The organism is Niabella soli DSM 19437 (genome assembly GCF_000243115.2).
Lineage (GTDB): Bacteria > Bacteroidota > Bacteroidia > Chitinophagales > Chitinophagaceae > Niabella > Niabella soli.
In genome coordinates this window covers 2,637,799-2,650,248 of record NZ_CP007035.1, presented here as the reverse complement: position 1 = coordinate 2,650,248, position 12,450 = coordinate 2,637,799, and the positions used below count along the sequence as shown (strand labels likewise).

Annotated in this window: 15 protein-coding genes; 4 read left to right on the top strand and 11 right to left on the bottom strand. The window is 44.6% G+C overall.

The annotated features are described in order from the left end of the window. The 4 genes from NIASO_RS11260 to NIASO_RS11245 form a co-directional block, all read right to left on the bottom strand. On the bottom strand, positions 1-381 hold the full coding sequence (locus NIASO_RS11260) for a TM2 domain-containing protein (RefSeq protein WP_008585887.1): 381 nt from the start codon (positions 379-381) through the stop codon (positions 1-3). After that, positions 341-670, bottom strand: a complete 330-nt coding sequence (locus tag NIASO_RS11255) for a DUF2752 domain-containing protein (protein WP_008585885.1) — start codon at positions 668-670, stop codon at positions 341-343. The genes NIASO_RS11260 and NIASO_RS11255 overlap by 41 nt, the downstream gene beginning before the upstream one ends. Positions 671-842: 172 nt before the next feature. Further along, entirely contained in the window at positions 843-2,114 is a 1,272-nt protein-coding gene (locus NIASO_RS11250; RefSeq protein WP_008585882.1) for an ABC transporter permease, read from the bottom strand. A gap of 70 nt (positions 2,115-2,184) precedes the next feature. Then, the gene (locus tag NIASO_RS11245) at positions 2,185-3,120 is read right to left on the bottom strand and encodes an ABC transporter ATP-binding protein (RefSeq protein WP_008585880.1); all 936 of its coding nucleotides are present in this window, start codon (positions 3,118-3,120) and stop codon (positions 2,185-2,187) included. Positions 3,121-3,386: 266 nt separating this feature from the next. Here NIASO_RS11245 and NIASO_RS11240 point away from each other — a divergent pair, with 266 nt between their 5' ends. Further along, positions 3,387-4,346, top strand: coding sequence for a zinc dependent phospholipase C family protein (locus NIASO_RS11240; RefSeq protein WP_245605173.1), 960 nt, complete (start codon positions 3,387-3,389; stop codon positions 4,344-4,346). A gap of 128 nt (positions 4,347-4,474) precedes the next feature. On the opposite strand, the gene NIASO_RS11235 is transcribed toward NIASO_RS11240, so the two are convergent. Then, positions 4,475-6,079 (bottom strand): NAD(P)/FAD-dependent oxidoreductase, encoded by a 1,605-nt coding sequence (locus NIASO_RS11235; protein ID WP_008585877.1) that lies wholly within the window; start codon positions 6,077-6,079, stop codon positions 4,475-4,477. Between the two features lie 97 nt (positions 6,080-6,176). On the opposite strand from NIASO_RS11235, the gene NIASO_RS11230 reads away from it, so the two are divergent. Continuing rightward, positions 6,177-6,698 (top strand): YdeI/OmpD-associated family protein, encoded by a 522-nt coding sequence (locus NIASO_RS11230; protein WP_008585876.1) that lies wholly within the window; start codon positions 6,177-6,179, stop codon positions 6,696-6,698. Between the two features lie 44 nt (positions 6,699-6,742). Further along, complete coding sequence (locus tag NIASO_RS11225) at positions 6,743-8,122, top strand: UDP-N-acetylmuramate--L-alanine ligase (RefSeq protein ID WP_008585875.1); 1,380 nt, start codon at positions 6,743-6,745, stop codon at positions 8,120-8,122. 42 nt (positions 8,123-8,164) lie between these two features. Here the strand turns inward: NIASO_RS11225 and NIASO_RS11220 are convergent, their stop codons facing one another. The 3 genes from NIASO_RS11220 to NIASO_RS11210 form a co-directional block, all read right to left on the bottom strand. Beyond that, positions 8,165-8,614, bottom strand: coding sequence for a hypothetical protein (locus tag NIASO_RS11220; protein WP_008585874.1), 450 nt, complete (start codon positions 8,612-8,614; stop codon positions 8,165-8,167). Positions 8,615-8,765: 151 nt separating this feature from the next. Continuing rightward, positions 8,766-9,128, bottom strand: a complete 363-nt coding sequence (locus NIASO_RS11215) for a hypothetical protein (protein ID WP_008585873.1) — start codon at positions 9,126-9,128, stop codon at positions 8,766-8,768. After that, positions 9,121-9,699 (bottom strand): RNA polymerase sigma factor, encoded by a 579-nt coding sequence (locus NIASO_RS11210; RefSeq protein ID WP_245605172.1) that lies wholly within the window; start codon positions 9,697-9,699, stop codon positions 9,121-9,123. Before NIASO_RS11210 ends, NIASO_RS11215 begins: the two co-directional genes overlap by 8 nt. A 180-nt stretch (positions 9,700-9,879) precedes the next feature. Here NIASO_RS11210 and NIASO_RS11205 point away from each other — a divergent pair, with 180 nt between their 5' ends. Continuing rightward, positions 9,880-10,659, top strand: coding sequence for a C40 family peptidase (locus tag NIASO_RS11205; protein ID WP_008585871.1), 780 nt, complete (start codon positions 9,880-9,882; stop codon positions 10,657-10,659). Here the strand turns inward: NIASO_RS11205 and NIASO_RS11200 are convergent. The 3 genes from NIASO_RS11200 to NIASO_RS11190 are packed head-to-tail and all read right to left on the bottom strand — an operon-like array spanning position 10,653 to position 12,360. Next, positions 10,653-11,303, bottom strand: a complete 651-nt coding sequence (locus tag NIASO_RS11200) for a hypothetical protein (protein WP_008585869.1) — start codon at positions 11,301-11,303, stop codon at positions 10,653-10,655. The genes NIASO_RS11205 and NIASO_RS11200 overlap by 7 nt on opposite strands. A 13-nt stretch (positions 11,304-11,316) precedes the next feature. Beyond that, positions 11,317-11,868, bottom strand: coding sequence for an inorganic diphosphatase (locus NIASO_RS11195; protein ID WP_008585867.1), 552 nt, complete (start codon positions 11,866-11,868; stop codon positions 11,317-11,319). 60 nt (positions 11,869-11,928) lie between these two features. Further along, complete coding sequence (locus NIASO_RS11190; protein WP_008585866.1) at positions 11,929-12,360, bottom strand: nuclear transport factor 2 family protein; 432 nt, start codon at positions 12,358-12,360, stop codon at positions 11,929-11,931. Between the last annotated feature and the right edge of the window lie 90 nt (positions 12,361-12,450).

The following is a 12,450-nucleotide window of genomic DNA, read 5'->3' as shown; positions in this document are numbered from 1 at the left end:
CTAAGAGCGCTGGTTGGGCATATTGTAAATAGCAGCGATCAGCCCGGCAGTTTCCAAAGCCTGCTTCTGGTTGTACTCCTGTGTAAGCGAATTAACCTTTATAAGATCAATAATGGTTCCTACCAGGCAAAGGCCGCCGGTGAGTAAATAAACGATGCCCAGGGCGATATCGCCGATCACCAGTCGCTGGATGCCGGCAACGCCCACAAATCCGATCAGGGTCAAAAGCAGCATTTCATTGCGGCTTTTTCTTTTGCGCTGGTAAGTAATCAGGAATTGTTGCTGCTGTTGTTCATTCATGTCTTTTGTAATATGCAGTACCGTTACCAGTTCGTCATATTCAATATCCGGTATAATACGCAATACGTGTTGCTGATCCATTGTTATAGTTTTTATTGGTAAAATGTAAAGATTTTATTATCTGGTATATCAGCACGATGGTGGCGGGTATCCCCAGGATATGCGCCTTCCAGGCGGCTGCAAAATTCAAGTGCAGGGTGTAATGGATCGAATGACCGATGCCGCAGCCGGGGCACCAGTGTACACCCAGCGCTTTCAAAGGACATAGCGATACCGCGTTATGGTCAACATTCATAAAAAACAGCGCAACCAGCGCCCCCGTCCAGAGGAGCGCCTCGTTGTAGTTTTTAAAGAATGCTTTCACTTTCATAGAACAAATCTAATCATTAAAGCAGCCAAAAATAAACAGGAAGTCGGTAAAAGGATATTGGGCAACGGCGAGCTGTCAGAAAAAGCAGGGGATAAGTTGAATGGTTGACAGGTTTGCCAGTTGAAAGGGAGCTTCTTTCAATCACCCCTTGTTACCTTTTCAGCTTGTAAACTTACTTCCTAAAAGCCCACCGGATCATTTCCTTCCAGGTTGGTTTTTTGCCGTACATTAAAATTCCGGTACGGTAGATCTTGCCTGCAAACCAGGACAGGAAAAGAAAGGAGGCCACCAAAAGGGCCATGCTGAGCGCCAGTTGCCAATAAGGCACTGTTCCGGGCATACCATAGGGGATGCGCGCCATCATCACCAGCGGGGAAGAAAAAGGAATAATGCTGCCCCAAACGGCAACAGGGCTGGCGGGATCCTTTGCGGCAGTGGTCATAAGGAAAAAGGAAAATACGATGATCATAGTTATGGGAAAGCTGAGCGACTGTGCTTCGCGCATGTCCTCATTTACCGTACTGCCCACCGCGGCATAGATGGATGCGTAAAAGAAAAAGCCTCCCAAAAAATAAAAGACAAAAAGGAAAAGGATCAAAGGCACGTCCACACTGGTAAATATTTTCTGAATGTCGCCGATAACGCCGGCCACAGCATTTTTATCGCCCATGCCTGCTTTTGATACATTGTAAATAAGGGTAATAAACAGGATCCATAAAACGAATTGCGTCAGCGCCACCAACGCGATGCCTATGATTTTACCGATCATCATCTGGAATGGTTTTACGGAGGATACCATAATTTCAGCAATGCGATTGGTTTTTTCTTCCATAACGCCCATCATTACCTGTGTTCCATATAACAGCACAATAAAATAGATCAGCAAACCGCAGGCAAACCCGATGCCGTAGGCCAGCGATGCATCTGTTGTTTTATTAACGGTGTTCTCCGCCTTTACGTTTAATTTACTTTCATTGAGCACATTTTGTTTCAGGGTATCGATGCCAAGGCGCTCATATTTGATGCCATTCCAGATGGTATTTAATTTTGCCTGTACCTCAGCAACGGTTCCCAGTGTTTTTTTAGACTTAATGATAAGATTGTCCGGGGCATTGGAGACCATAGTGTTGGCGGGGATCACCACATAGCCGTCGTATCCTTTGGTGTCAAAATCTTTTCCAAGATCAGCCGGGGCATCTTTTACCAGCGTTAGGGTACTGCCGGGATAATCTTTGTTGGCCTTATCAATACGCTGCTGGGTAAAGCTTCCGGAGGAATCAATAATAGCAATTTTCAGATTGGCACCCGCTTTTTCAGAAATATAGGAAGTGCCAAAGATCAATCCTAAGTAAGCCAGGGGCAGGAGCAAAGTAGTTATTATAAAACTTTTTTTACGTACCCTGCTTAAATATTCCCGTTGTATGATTAATAAGATCTTGTTCATTGTTGTTGGAGTCTTTATAAATGAAGCAGAACGATCGTCTCAATGGATCATTGCTGTAGTTGGTGCCGTTTTAATTTTGAATCGCCTGAAACCTGCGTGCCAGCGGCGTTCCTTCCACTTTGCGTATAAAAATATCATTCAGGCTGGGTAGTATTTCATTAAAGGAATCGATTGGGTAGCCCTTGCTTAAAAGAAAAGATAAGACCTGGTTGTTGCTTACCTCCGGTTGTTTCTGGATAATGAGGCCGGTGCTATCTGCCTGCTCAACGGAGAATAAATTGTTTTCCTCCACAACCGCACCTGGTACGGTAAAGGTTATTCTATATAGCTGTTCTTTAAACTCCTGTTTTATACCCTGTACCGTTCCATCAAGAATTTTCTGCCCTTTATTTACTAAGACAATATGATCGCAAATTTCCTCAACCTGCTCCATGCGGTGCGTGCTGAAAATAATGGTGGAGCCGTTTTGCGCCAGATTGAAAATTTCGTCTTTGATCAAATTGGCGTTCACCGGGTCCAGGCCGCTAAAGGGTTCGTCCAGGATAATGAGCTTGGGTTTATGCAAAACGGTAATAACGAACTGTAATTTTTGCTGCATTCCTTTTGAGAGGTCTTCTACTTTTTTGTTCCACCAGGAATCCATTTCAAATTTTTCAAACCAGTTTTTTAAGCTTTCAACGGCCTCGTGTTTACTCAATCCTTTCAGCCGGGCCAGGTATAAGGCTTGTTCCCCGATCTTCATCTTTTTATACAGGCCCCGCTCTTCGGGCATATAGCCGATTTTCCCAATATCACTTACCGGGTCAAAGACTTTTCCGTCCAGGAAAATGGTGCCGGCGTCAGGGTAAAAAATACCGGTGATCATCCGGATCAGGGTGGTCTTTCCTGCGCCGTTAGGGCCCAGCAAACCGAAGATCTGTCCTTTCTCAATAGTAAGACTGATGTCATCAACAGCCTTCTGGGTAGCAAAGTATTTTTTCAGATGAGCAACCTCCAGCAGGTTCATAGTTATAATTTGTAGTAAATATAATAAACCCGGCTGTATGCTTCCGAAATATTTAAAGAAGTGGCGCCTCTCAAATGAAAAATAAGAAATGATTTCGTTGTGGTTTAGAAACCTTCGTTCCTGAAACCAAATCCATCGTTACATTCCCCCGAATCCCACGGTTAAGGAAACGGTATTGATTTGCAAATAATGAACAAGCCCTTATTTCAAAGAATTTACCGCACCTTTGCAGCATTATGAAGAAAAGAGGAAGACTAATTGTTGTTTTGGCTGTTTTGTTACTGGGAACAGCCGGTTGGGGATTTTTAATCCATCGTACTGTAAATCAGTTGGCCATTTATGCATTGCCAAAAAAAATGCAGGGCTTTTTCTTTACCAATAAAGACAGTCTGGTTTACAACGCGCCCAGACCCGACCAACGCCGGAATGTTGATCCAACAGAAGGTAATAAACATTTTCTTGATTTTGAGTATTATGGCGCCGACGCAACCACCGCCCTCCCTCATAGCTGGAATGCTGCCATTGCGAAATACAACGCCGACACACTGAGAAAATATGGCACCCTGCCTTATGTAGTGCTGGAAACCCAGCGGAAACTGACCGACGCAATGCGCAGGAAGGACCGGGATAGTATCATTTTTTATGCAACTGACCTGGGGCATTATATTGGCGATGCGCATGTGCCGCTGCATACCTCTATGAATTATGACGGGCAGTTAACGGGGCAACGAGGGATACATGATCTTTGGGAAACATCCGTACCGGAGGCAGAGCTGACCAATTTTACTATCAGGAGCCGGCATAAAGCAAAATATTTGAAATCACCGGAAGATGCCATCTGGGATATTTTAAAACATACCCATTCTTTATTGCCTGCTATGTTCGCTGCGGAAACCGAGGTCTCCAGGAGTTTTACGGACACCGCAAGAAAATACCGCTGGGAGTTTCGCTGGGGGAAGAACCGCCGCTTTTATTCAAAGGAATTTGCCATTGCTTTTAATAAAGCATTGAAGGGCTCTATTAATGCCCAGATGATCCTTTCGGCAAACGCCCTGGCCGATTTCTGGTACACCGCGTGGGTTGACGCCGGCAAACCTGATCTGAACAGTTTAATAGCAAAACCCTACAGAAAAAAAGATTTCAAAAACGAACGTAAAGCCTATCGTAAAGGGCAGCTCATTCAAAAGGGGCTGCTGATCAGTAATAATTTCAGAACGAGGGATTAGAAAGGGTTTCAAGTTACAGGTTCCTGGTTTAAGGTGTTGCGTTCAGCATTGAGCGCGTTTGGCATTTTAGAGAACGACTTGCAACCTGTAACCTGTAACTAATAAGGAGTGCCGGTTATTCCGGACTATCATAAACCTGCTCCGCGATTACCCATTTTTAAACAAATTGCAGTCGCAACCCGCGCGCCGTCCATGGCCGCGCTAACAATACCACCGGCATAGCCCGCGCCTTCTCCACAAGGGTACAGGTTCTTTAGTTGGGGATGCTGCAAATCGTCATTGTTCCTGGGAATGCGTACGGGAGAGGAGGTTCTGGATTCCGTGGCTACAATCACCGCCTCGTTGGAATAATATCCTTTTATTTTATTGCCAAATAATTGAAATCCTTTTTGCAAGGCTGTTGTTACAAACGGCGGCAATACTTCCCAAAGGGGAGCGGCATGAATGCCGGGTAAATAAGAACAGGCGGGTAGCGACTGCGAAAGCCTATTCGTACAAAAATCAACCATGCGCATGGCCGGCGCCACCAGTTTGCCACCACCGGCTTTAAAGGCAAGTGTTTCCACCCACTGTTGAAAATAAAGCATAAACAGCGGACTGTTCAACTGTTGGCCATAGACCTTTTTTAGTTCCGGCAGCGCCCGTACGTCTTTTTCTTCTACCTGTACCACGATACCGGAATTGGCATGGGGGTTGTTTCGTTTGGAGGGCGACCAGCCATTCACCACTATTTCATTTACGCCCGTAGCGGCGGGTGCAATAATGCCGCCGGGGCACATGCAAAACGAAAATACGCCGCGGTTATTTACCTGTTGCACCAGGCTGTAAGCCGCCGGTGGCAGCCATTCCCCGCGGGCGGCGCATTTATATTGGGATTGATCGATAAGGGATTGCGGATGCTCCGCGCGAACGCCCAATGCAAAGGGTTTTGCTTCTATTAAGATATTTTTGTTATGCAATAAATGGAAAATATCGCGGGCAGAATGGCCGGTGGCCAATATGACCGCATCAGCAGTAAATTCGTCATTGTCACTGGTCCTCAGTGCTTTTAATGCCCCATTTTTTATGATGAAGTCGGTTACTTTTTTATTAAAATGCACTTCGCCGCCACGGGCGATGATCTGTTCGCGCATAGCCGAAATTATCTGGGGCAATTTATTGGTGCCGATATGCGGATGTGCCTGGTACAGGATCTTTTCATCTGCTCCAAAGCGAACAAATGTGTTTAGTATTTTATTAATATCGCCACGTTTATTGCTGCGGGTATATAATTTTCCATCGCTGTAGGTTCCGGCGCCGCCTTCACCAAAACAATAATTGCTTTCTGGGTTCATCACGCCCTGTTTATTGATGGCAGCCAGATCGCGCCTGCGCTCCCGCACATTTTTTCCCCGCTCCAGGATCACGGGTTTTATTCCCTGCTCCAATAGTTCCAATGCTGCAAAAAGCCCTGCAGGACCGGCTCCCACAATGAGCACCTTTTGCGCCGGGTGGTGCACGTCCTTATAATTAATGTCGGGAATGATTCGTTCCTGCGCCGGCTCGTTGATATAAGCCAATAATGAAAGTTGAATAAGCGGCTGCTTTCCCCGCGCATCAATGGAACTTTTCAAGATCGTATAGCCCTTAATTGAACCGGGACCAATATTAAAATAAGCAGCAATATGCTGTTGAATAACGGAGCCGTTTTCTGCCTCCTCTGGTTTTATACGAAGGGTAAGGGTTTGCTGCATATGTCCGATTTTTATCCGGAAAATTTTATGCAAAGAAATGAAAAATTCAGGGCAGAAGCAGGAACTTTATCTTTAAAAAAGTTTAAATCAGGTCTTTATGAAGAAGCAAGCAGCAATATCTTTTTCAACCACATTGCTCCAATTTGCTGAGCACGGAGAAAAATCGGGCTGGACTTATGTTGAAGTGCCTGCGGCGCTTGCTCAGGAATTACTACCCGGTAATAAAAAAATGTTCCAGGTAAAAGGGCAGATAGATGATCATAAGATAGCCGGAGCGTGGTTGTTACCGATGGGCGGGGGCGATTTTATTTTACCCGTGAATGCGCCGATGCGAAAAGCGATCCATAAGAGGACCGGAGCGATGGTGGCAGTGCAATTGGCACTGGACACCCATAAATATAAATTGAATGAGGAGTTGATGGATTGTCTGGCAGAAGAGCCCGAGGCCCTGCACTTTTTCAAATCCCTGCCTCCCTCCCGTCAGAACTATTTCAGCAAATGGGTAGATGCCGCAAAGACGGACGAAACAAAAGCCACTCGTATTGCCCGTTGTATTTACGGGTTACAGCGTAAATGGGATTATGGCCAGATGATCCGGTTTTATAAGGGGAAGGTATAAATATTTTCTTTGATTGCTGCCCCGATTGTCTTTATTTTGATCCTATGATAACTAGCTTGGAAACAATAAGGCGCCCTTTCTTTATAGGCGTGGCCGGAGCGGGAATGAGCGCTATTGCGCAGTATTTACAGGGAACCGGTATGCAGGTTTCGGGGAGCGATCGTTTTTTTAACGAGGGGAAAGCGGGCGATATAAAAACAAAGCTGGAAGCGGAAGGTATTCACTGTTTTTTGCAGGACGGATCCGGCATTACTGCTGATACAGATTTGGTAGTGGTATCCACAGCCATTGAAGATACCGTTGTTGAAGTAAAAAAAGCCAAAGAGCTCAATGTTCCCATTATCCGGAGATCAGAACTGCTGGCGTTAATTGCGGCAAGTAAAAAAACGATAGCGGTGGGCGGCACCAGTGGCAAAAGTACCACAACAGGGATGTTGTTTGATATCCTTTACCAGGCAGGACTGCAACCTTCGGTGATTAGTGGCGCGGGCCTGGTAAGCCTGATAAAAAAGGGCAGGATCGGCAATGCCTTTGTTGGCGTAGGGGACTGGCTGATCATTGAGGCAGATGAAAGCGATGGATCCATTGTTCAGTATCATCCGGAGATCGGACTGCTGCTGAATATAGAAAAAGACCATAAGGAAATGGAGGAGCTGTTGAAAGTATTTGCCATTTTTAAGCAGAACAGCAAACTGTTTACGGTGAACCAGTCAAACGAACATGCACGACAACTGTCCGCAAATGCGGTGAATGATTTTTGTACAAACGGGGCCTGCGCCGCTGCCGGGATCCAGGCTACGGGATTTAAGCAGGACGGATTTGTTATTTCTTTTAGCATCAACGGGCAACCGTTTCAAATGAATATACTCGGGCGGCATAATATGGAGAATGCGGTTGCTGCAACGGCTGCGGCTGCATTGGCCGGCGTATCGCCCGCAACCGCGGCCGGTGCTTTAAAACATTATGAAGGCATTTACCGGCGTGCCCAGATTTTGGGAGAAAAGAACGGTGTTTGGGTGATTGATGATTTTGCACATAACCCGGTAAAATGTGCCGCCGCCATCCGGTCCTGCCAACCGGTGGCGGATAAAGTCGTGGCCTGGTTTCAGCCGCATGGGTACACACCCACGAAATTCCTCCGGAAAGAATTTGTTGCGGAAATAGCCGGCGCCCTGCGGCCGCAGGATGAAATATGGATGAGTGAAATATTTTACGCAGGAGGCACTACTACAAAAGATATTTCTGCCGCCGAGCTGATCGACGAGATACGGTCCCTGGGGAAGAATGCCTGGTTTGTTGAAGACCGTAATCAGTTGCTGGGGAAAATAAAAAGTCATTTACAACCCGGCACCGCGTTGTTGCTTATGGGAGCCCGGGACCCATCGCTGGAACAATTTTCAAAAGATATCTACAACCAGCTTTGAAATTACGGTAAGTGTGAAGCCTGGATAAATTAGAAAAACAGATCAGGCCAGGTTAAGCTTGCCCGCATGCGCGCGAAACAAATAAAAGCACATGACCATTAGCAAACTGTAATTGGTAAGATCATTAGAGTTTGCAGCCTCCACAGAACAAACCGCAACGGGTTGATGCTTTAGGGAATCGATGATCTCAATTTCGTTGGTACCATTATTTTTAAGGCTCAGATAGAATTTCTTGTCGTCTATTTCGATGTATTTTTCTTTACCTTCTTTTATGATCTTCCCTAACTCCGCGCCATATTCGTTTTGCAGTATCAGTTTGTTTTTAAAAAGCCCCTTTCTTTTATAGTGAAATTGTCTTTTTTCCCCGTCCGCAGCTTCCAGGTATAAGGCGTTTGATGTAGGCTTATAAGCCAGGGTTAGCATTTTCTGACCATTATTCCACAAACCGAATGCAGTGTTACCGATGCCGGAGGTAATAGTCTTCCATTGCATAACAATAAATTTTGTTTTATTGGTTAAAGGTAGTTTATAACCCCCGGTCCTGCTGCTGTTAACCTAAAATTAATATAAACTTAATAATAAAGTATTTTTTGCACATAAAATGCACAGGACGTTCAGGAGGTGTTTTTTTATTTATTGATTATCAGGTTATTGCGTGTTTGTGGATTACCAGGTATACCAACACTATCAGGATCAATAAAATAATAATAGAGAAGTAAAGCCCCCATTGCGGCTTCAGTTGTCTTTTGGTAATGGCCGTTCTTTTCTTTTGGGTACGCTTTTTCAGGTCGCGGTTAAGGGCTTCGGCAATAAGTGTAAGGCGCATGGGGTTGTCGATGCGCTGCAAACCTTCTACCGCATCATTATTAAACGCATCTTCCAGTAACTGCTTTTCCACCTCGTGCTGTTCTTCCTTAGTCAGTTGCTCGTTCAGGTATTTCAACAAGGTATCCTGGTCGATGTTTTTATTTAAATGGGACAATATGTTTTTTAAATTGTCAGTCATTTTCTTTTTTTGACTCCCTTGCGATTTTTTGTATCAGCAGCTTTAAATTTCTTTTTCCATTCTGGATAAAACTTTTTACCTGCATTAAACTGTATCCCTGCGATTCACTTATATCCTGATAGCTTTTTTTTTCAAGATAGAACAAAGTTACTGATTGACGCTGCTCAGGGCTCAAAGCATTTAATGCATTTTGTAAAATCTCGGGGGTAACCTCAGCGGTTTCTTCCGGCGCCGGTTCTACCTGATCCTCTAAATCATTTTCATTGAGCTCCACTGGGATCTTGCCTTTCCGGTCTCTTAAAACGGACAGGCAGTGATTTTTAGCAACGGTGTAGAGCCAGGATTTAAAATAGTCGATCTTGTATTTATGCACCTCCTGGATCACCTTTAAAAAGATTTGTTGTACCGCATCCTGAGCTTCCGTTTCATCTTTTAAATATTTCATGCAAACGCCAAACAGCAGCAGGGTATAGCGTTGCAGCAAAATACCCAACCAGAAACGATCCTGCTCCCGCCGGTACTGCTGCAATAGTTGCTGGTCGCTCATATGGTTTAGTTCCTCTCGGTTCACTCGTATAAAGATATTTAAAACTAAAGATAAGACGCGGTAGCTGCGATTTTCCACAGAATGGGCCGGTACCTCAGACATTTATTCGTCCATTGCTGGCGAAATATTTATATAACGGAGCCCTTTCCCTTTTTGATACCGCAAGAGTTTTATCTTTACGAAAGTGTTTAAAAGATCAGTTTTATGAAGTATGGGATCATTACCGTTCCGGCTGCACCGGTGCGCAAAAGGGCAAATCACAGAAAGGAGATGGTTAATCAACTGCTTTTTGGTGAACAGGTGGCCATTCTGGATGTTAAACATAAGGAATGGTTTAAAGTAAAAAGCCTCTATGATGGCTATAAAGGATGGATTACCTGGCATATGCTGCAGGAGATCGGGGAACAAGCTGTGGGTGCAGTCATGCCGCCTTTTGTAGCAGAAGATCTATTAAATGAGATCGTGATCAACGGCACCCGGATGCATATACCCATGGGCTCATTTTTATGGAACCTCGAAAAGGGGAAGGGAACTGTTGGAAATCTGAACTATACTTATAAAGGGGGGCAAACCCCGCCCCCGGGAAGTTTTAAAGAACTGCAGGCCGCGGTAGAGAAATATGCCAGACAATGGATTAACGCGCCCTATTTATGGGGTGGAAAAACCATATTGGGTGTGGATTGCAGCGGTTTTGTACAAACAATTTTTAAACGCGTAGGCGTTCCCCTGCAACGGGATGCCTGGCAACAAGCGGAACAAGGTGTCGAGATTCAACGGTTACAGGATGCGCAAGCCGGTGACCTGGCATTCTTTAACGATAAGGAAGAGATCGTTCATGTGGGATTATTACTGGGGCCTGATAAAATTATCCATTCTTCCGGCCGGGTGCGTATTGATCCGATCGACAAAAAAGGAATTACAAACAGTGACACGGGAAGGCGTACGCATCAGTTACAATTAATAAAAAGAGTACTGCCTCAATAAGACTGCTTAAGGTAAAAATAATCCATCAGCCTGCCGCCGGGATAGGCCCTGTTATTAGCGTATTTCATTCTTAATACAACTAACAGGGCAAGCTCGTTTTTCTTTGTGAGATACCATGCAACCGAAATGGGTGCAGCTAAAGAGTTGTTTACTGCATGGTTGGTGATCTGCCCGTCTTTTAAATCTTTTAACTGGCCCAAACCGGATGTGCGGTTTACAGGTAAGTCCTTTTTGATTTTTGCATTAATTTTTTTGTACTCTTTTTGAACCATTTGCAGCGTTTCCCTGGTACTGTCAAAGAAGCCGGTAACCATGTAAAGCATGAGCGTGTCAAAGGTTTCCGGCGTAGTATTTACCGGGAATTTTTTTTCAGCAAGCGCCATTGTCACTCTGCGGGCCTTCAGGGTGAAGGGGTTGAAAGTCTTATAGTCTGCTTCTATAGAAAACAGGCTGGTGTCGGTTTTAGGTGAGCTTTCTGTTTCTTTAAGCTCCGGATCAGTTTTTACTGCATCTACAAAATCTGAAAACCGCCCGGTAAACGGGTCTACCCTAAAATAGTCTTTTACTATTTTAAAGAATCGGTACTGCCCGTGCACTTGGGTCAGTGTTAGCAGTGAGCATAAGATTAATACCAGGCGCTTCATTACAATGACGAGACTATTTGACCAGGGTGCTCAATTTTTCTTTATAATATTGAATGGCCTCCGAAATAATTGAAAGGGCGGTTTCTTTATCCTGGAAAGTATCTATTTCCACTTTTTTACTTTCCAGTACTTTATATTGTTCAAAGAAATTGCGCATTTCCAGTAGAAAATGATGCGGCAGCTCGTCAATATTTTCATAGTGATTTACCGAAGGATCATCAATGGCAACTGCAATAATTTTATCATCGCGCTCACCACTGTCAATCATCTGCATGTTGCCAATTACCTTTGCCCTTACCAGGCAAAACGAGCGGATGGTTTGGGAACAAAGTACCAATATATCCAATGGGTCATGGTCCTGCCCCAGTGTTTGCGGAATAAAGCCATAGTTGACCGGGTAATGGAACGATGAATAAATAACGCGGTCCAGTTTTAGCAAGCCCGTTTCTTTGTCAATTTCATATTTTGCGCGTGAACCTTCAGGGATCTCGATGATTGTGTTCACCACTTCAGGTGCTCCGGCTCCATAGCTAACGCCATGCCAGGGGTGGGTAATAGTAGCCATTTGTTTTTGTTTTAATTCAGAACTGTGTTAGGTTGTATCAAAAAGTAGCAAGTTCGCAATCTATTTGGCGGGGGCAGCTACGGGGTCGTCATGTTTAAAAAGATATTTAAAATCTACCAGCCAGTTGCCGTCGTGTTTTATAACTTTTAAAGTATCCCTGTTGTTTTTATAATAGGAATTTGAATAAACGATAATGCTGGTAGAGTCGTTGAGCAGTTTGCGTTCATGAATATTTATACTGGCATCCCAGAGCCCTTGTTTTTCGTCAGGCGTGCGCTGTATGCGGGATGCGGCATCCAGCTTTTCCACATTTTCCGTATCATTCAGCATGAATTTTTTCGCATCATTGAAATTGCCTTTTAATGCGGCCTGTATAAAATTACGTGCAGCATCAATATCGGAATCACTGGTGCTTTCTTTGTCGCTGTTGCGGGGTCCGCAGGAGGCTGCTGAAAACAACAGGAACAAAGCGTATAAATAAATCCTTTTCATTCCTGCAAGATAAAGAACTTTAGCTGGGGAAATGCAGCGGTCTTAAAAATAAAAAAGGGGGTCCGCGGACCTCCCTTTTAAGGTAAAATG

Bases quoted from the DNA above. Each gene is read 5' to 3' on its own strand.
- NIASO_RS11215 (WP_008585873.1), bottom strand. From the start codon at position 9,128: ATGACTGACAATTTAAAAAACATATTGTCCCATTTAAATAAAAACATC.
- NIASO_RS11255 (WP_008585885.1), bottom strand. From the start codon at position 670: ATGAAAGTGAAAGCATTCTTTAAAAACTACAACGAGGCGCTCCTCTGG.
- NIASO_RS11250 (WP_008585882.1), bottom strand. From the start codon at position 2,114: ATGAACAAGATCTTATTAATCATACAACGGGAATATTTAAGCAGGGTA.
- NIASO_RS11245 (WP_008585880.1), bottom strand. From the start codon at position 3,120: ATGAACCTGCTGGAGGTTGCTCATCTGAAAAAATACTTTGCTACCCAG.
- NIASO_RS11200 (WP_008585869.1), bottom strand. From the start codon at position 11,303: ATGAAGCGCCTGGTATTAATCTTATGCTCACTGCTAACACTGACCCAA.
- NIASO_RS11225 (WP_008585875.1), top strand. From the start codon at position 6,743: ATGATAACTAGCTTGGAAACAATAAGGCGCCCTTTCTTTATAGGCGTG.
- NIASO_RS11220 (WP_008585874.1), bottom strand. From the start codon at position 8,614: ATGCAATGGAAGACTATTACCTCCGGCATCGGTAACACTGCATTCGGT.
- NIASO_RS11235 (WP_008585877.1), bottom strand. From the start codon at position 6,079: ATGCAGCAAACCCTTACCCTTCGTATAAAACCAGAGGAGGCAGAAAAC.
- NIASO_RS11260 (WP_008585887.1), bottom strand. From the start codon at position 381: ATGGATCAGCAACACGTATTGCGTATTATACCGGATATTGAATATGAC.
- NIASO_RS11205 (WP_008585871.1), top strand. From the start codon at position 9,880: ATGAAGTATGGGATCATTACCGTTCCGGCTGCACCGGTGCGCAAAAGG.
- NIASO_RS11190 (WP_008585866.1), bottom strand. From the start codon at position 12,360: ATGAAAAGGATTTATTTATACGCTTTGTTCCTGTTGTTTTCAGCAGCC.
- NIASO_RS11195 (WP_008585867.1), bottom strand. From the start codon at position 11,868: ATGGCTACTATTACCCACCCCTGGCATGGCGTTAGCTATGGAGCCGGA.
- NIASO_RS11230 (WP_008585876.1), top strand. From the start codon at position 6,177: ATGAAGAAGCAAGCAGCAATATCTTTTTCAACCACATTGCTCCAATTT.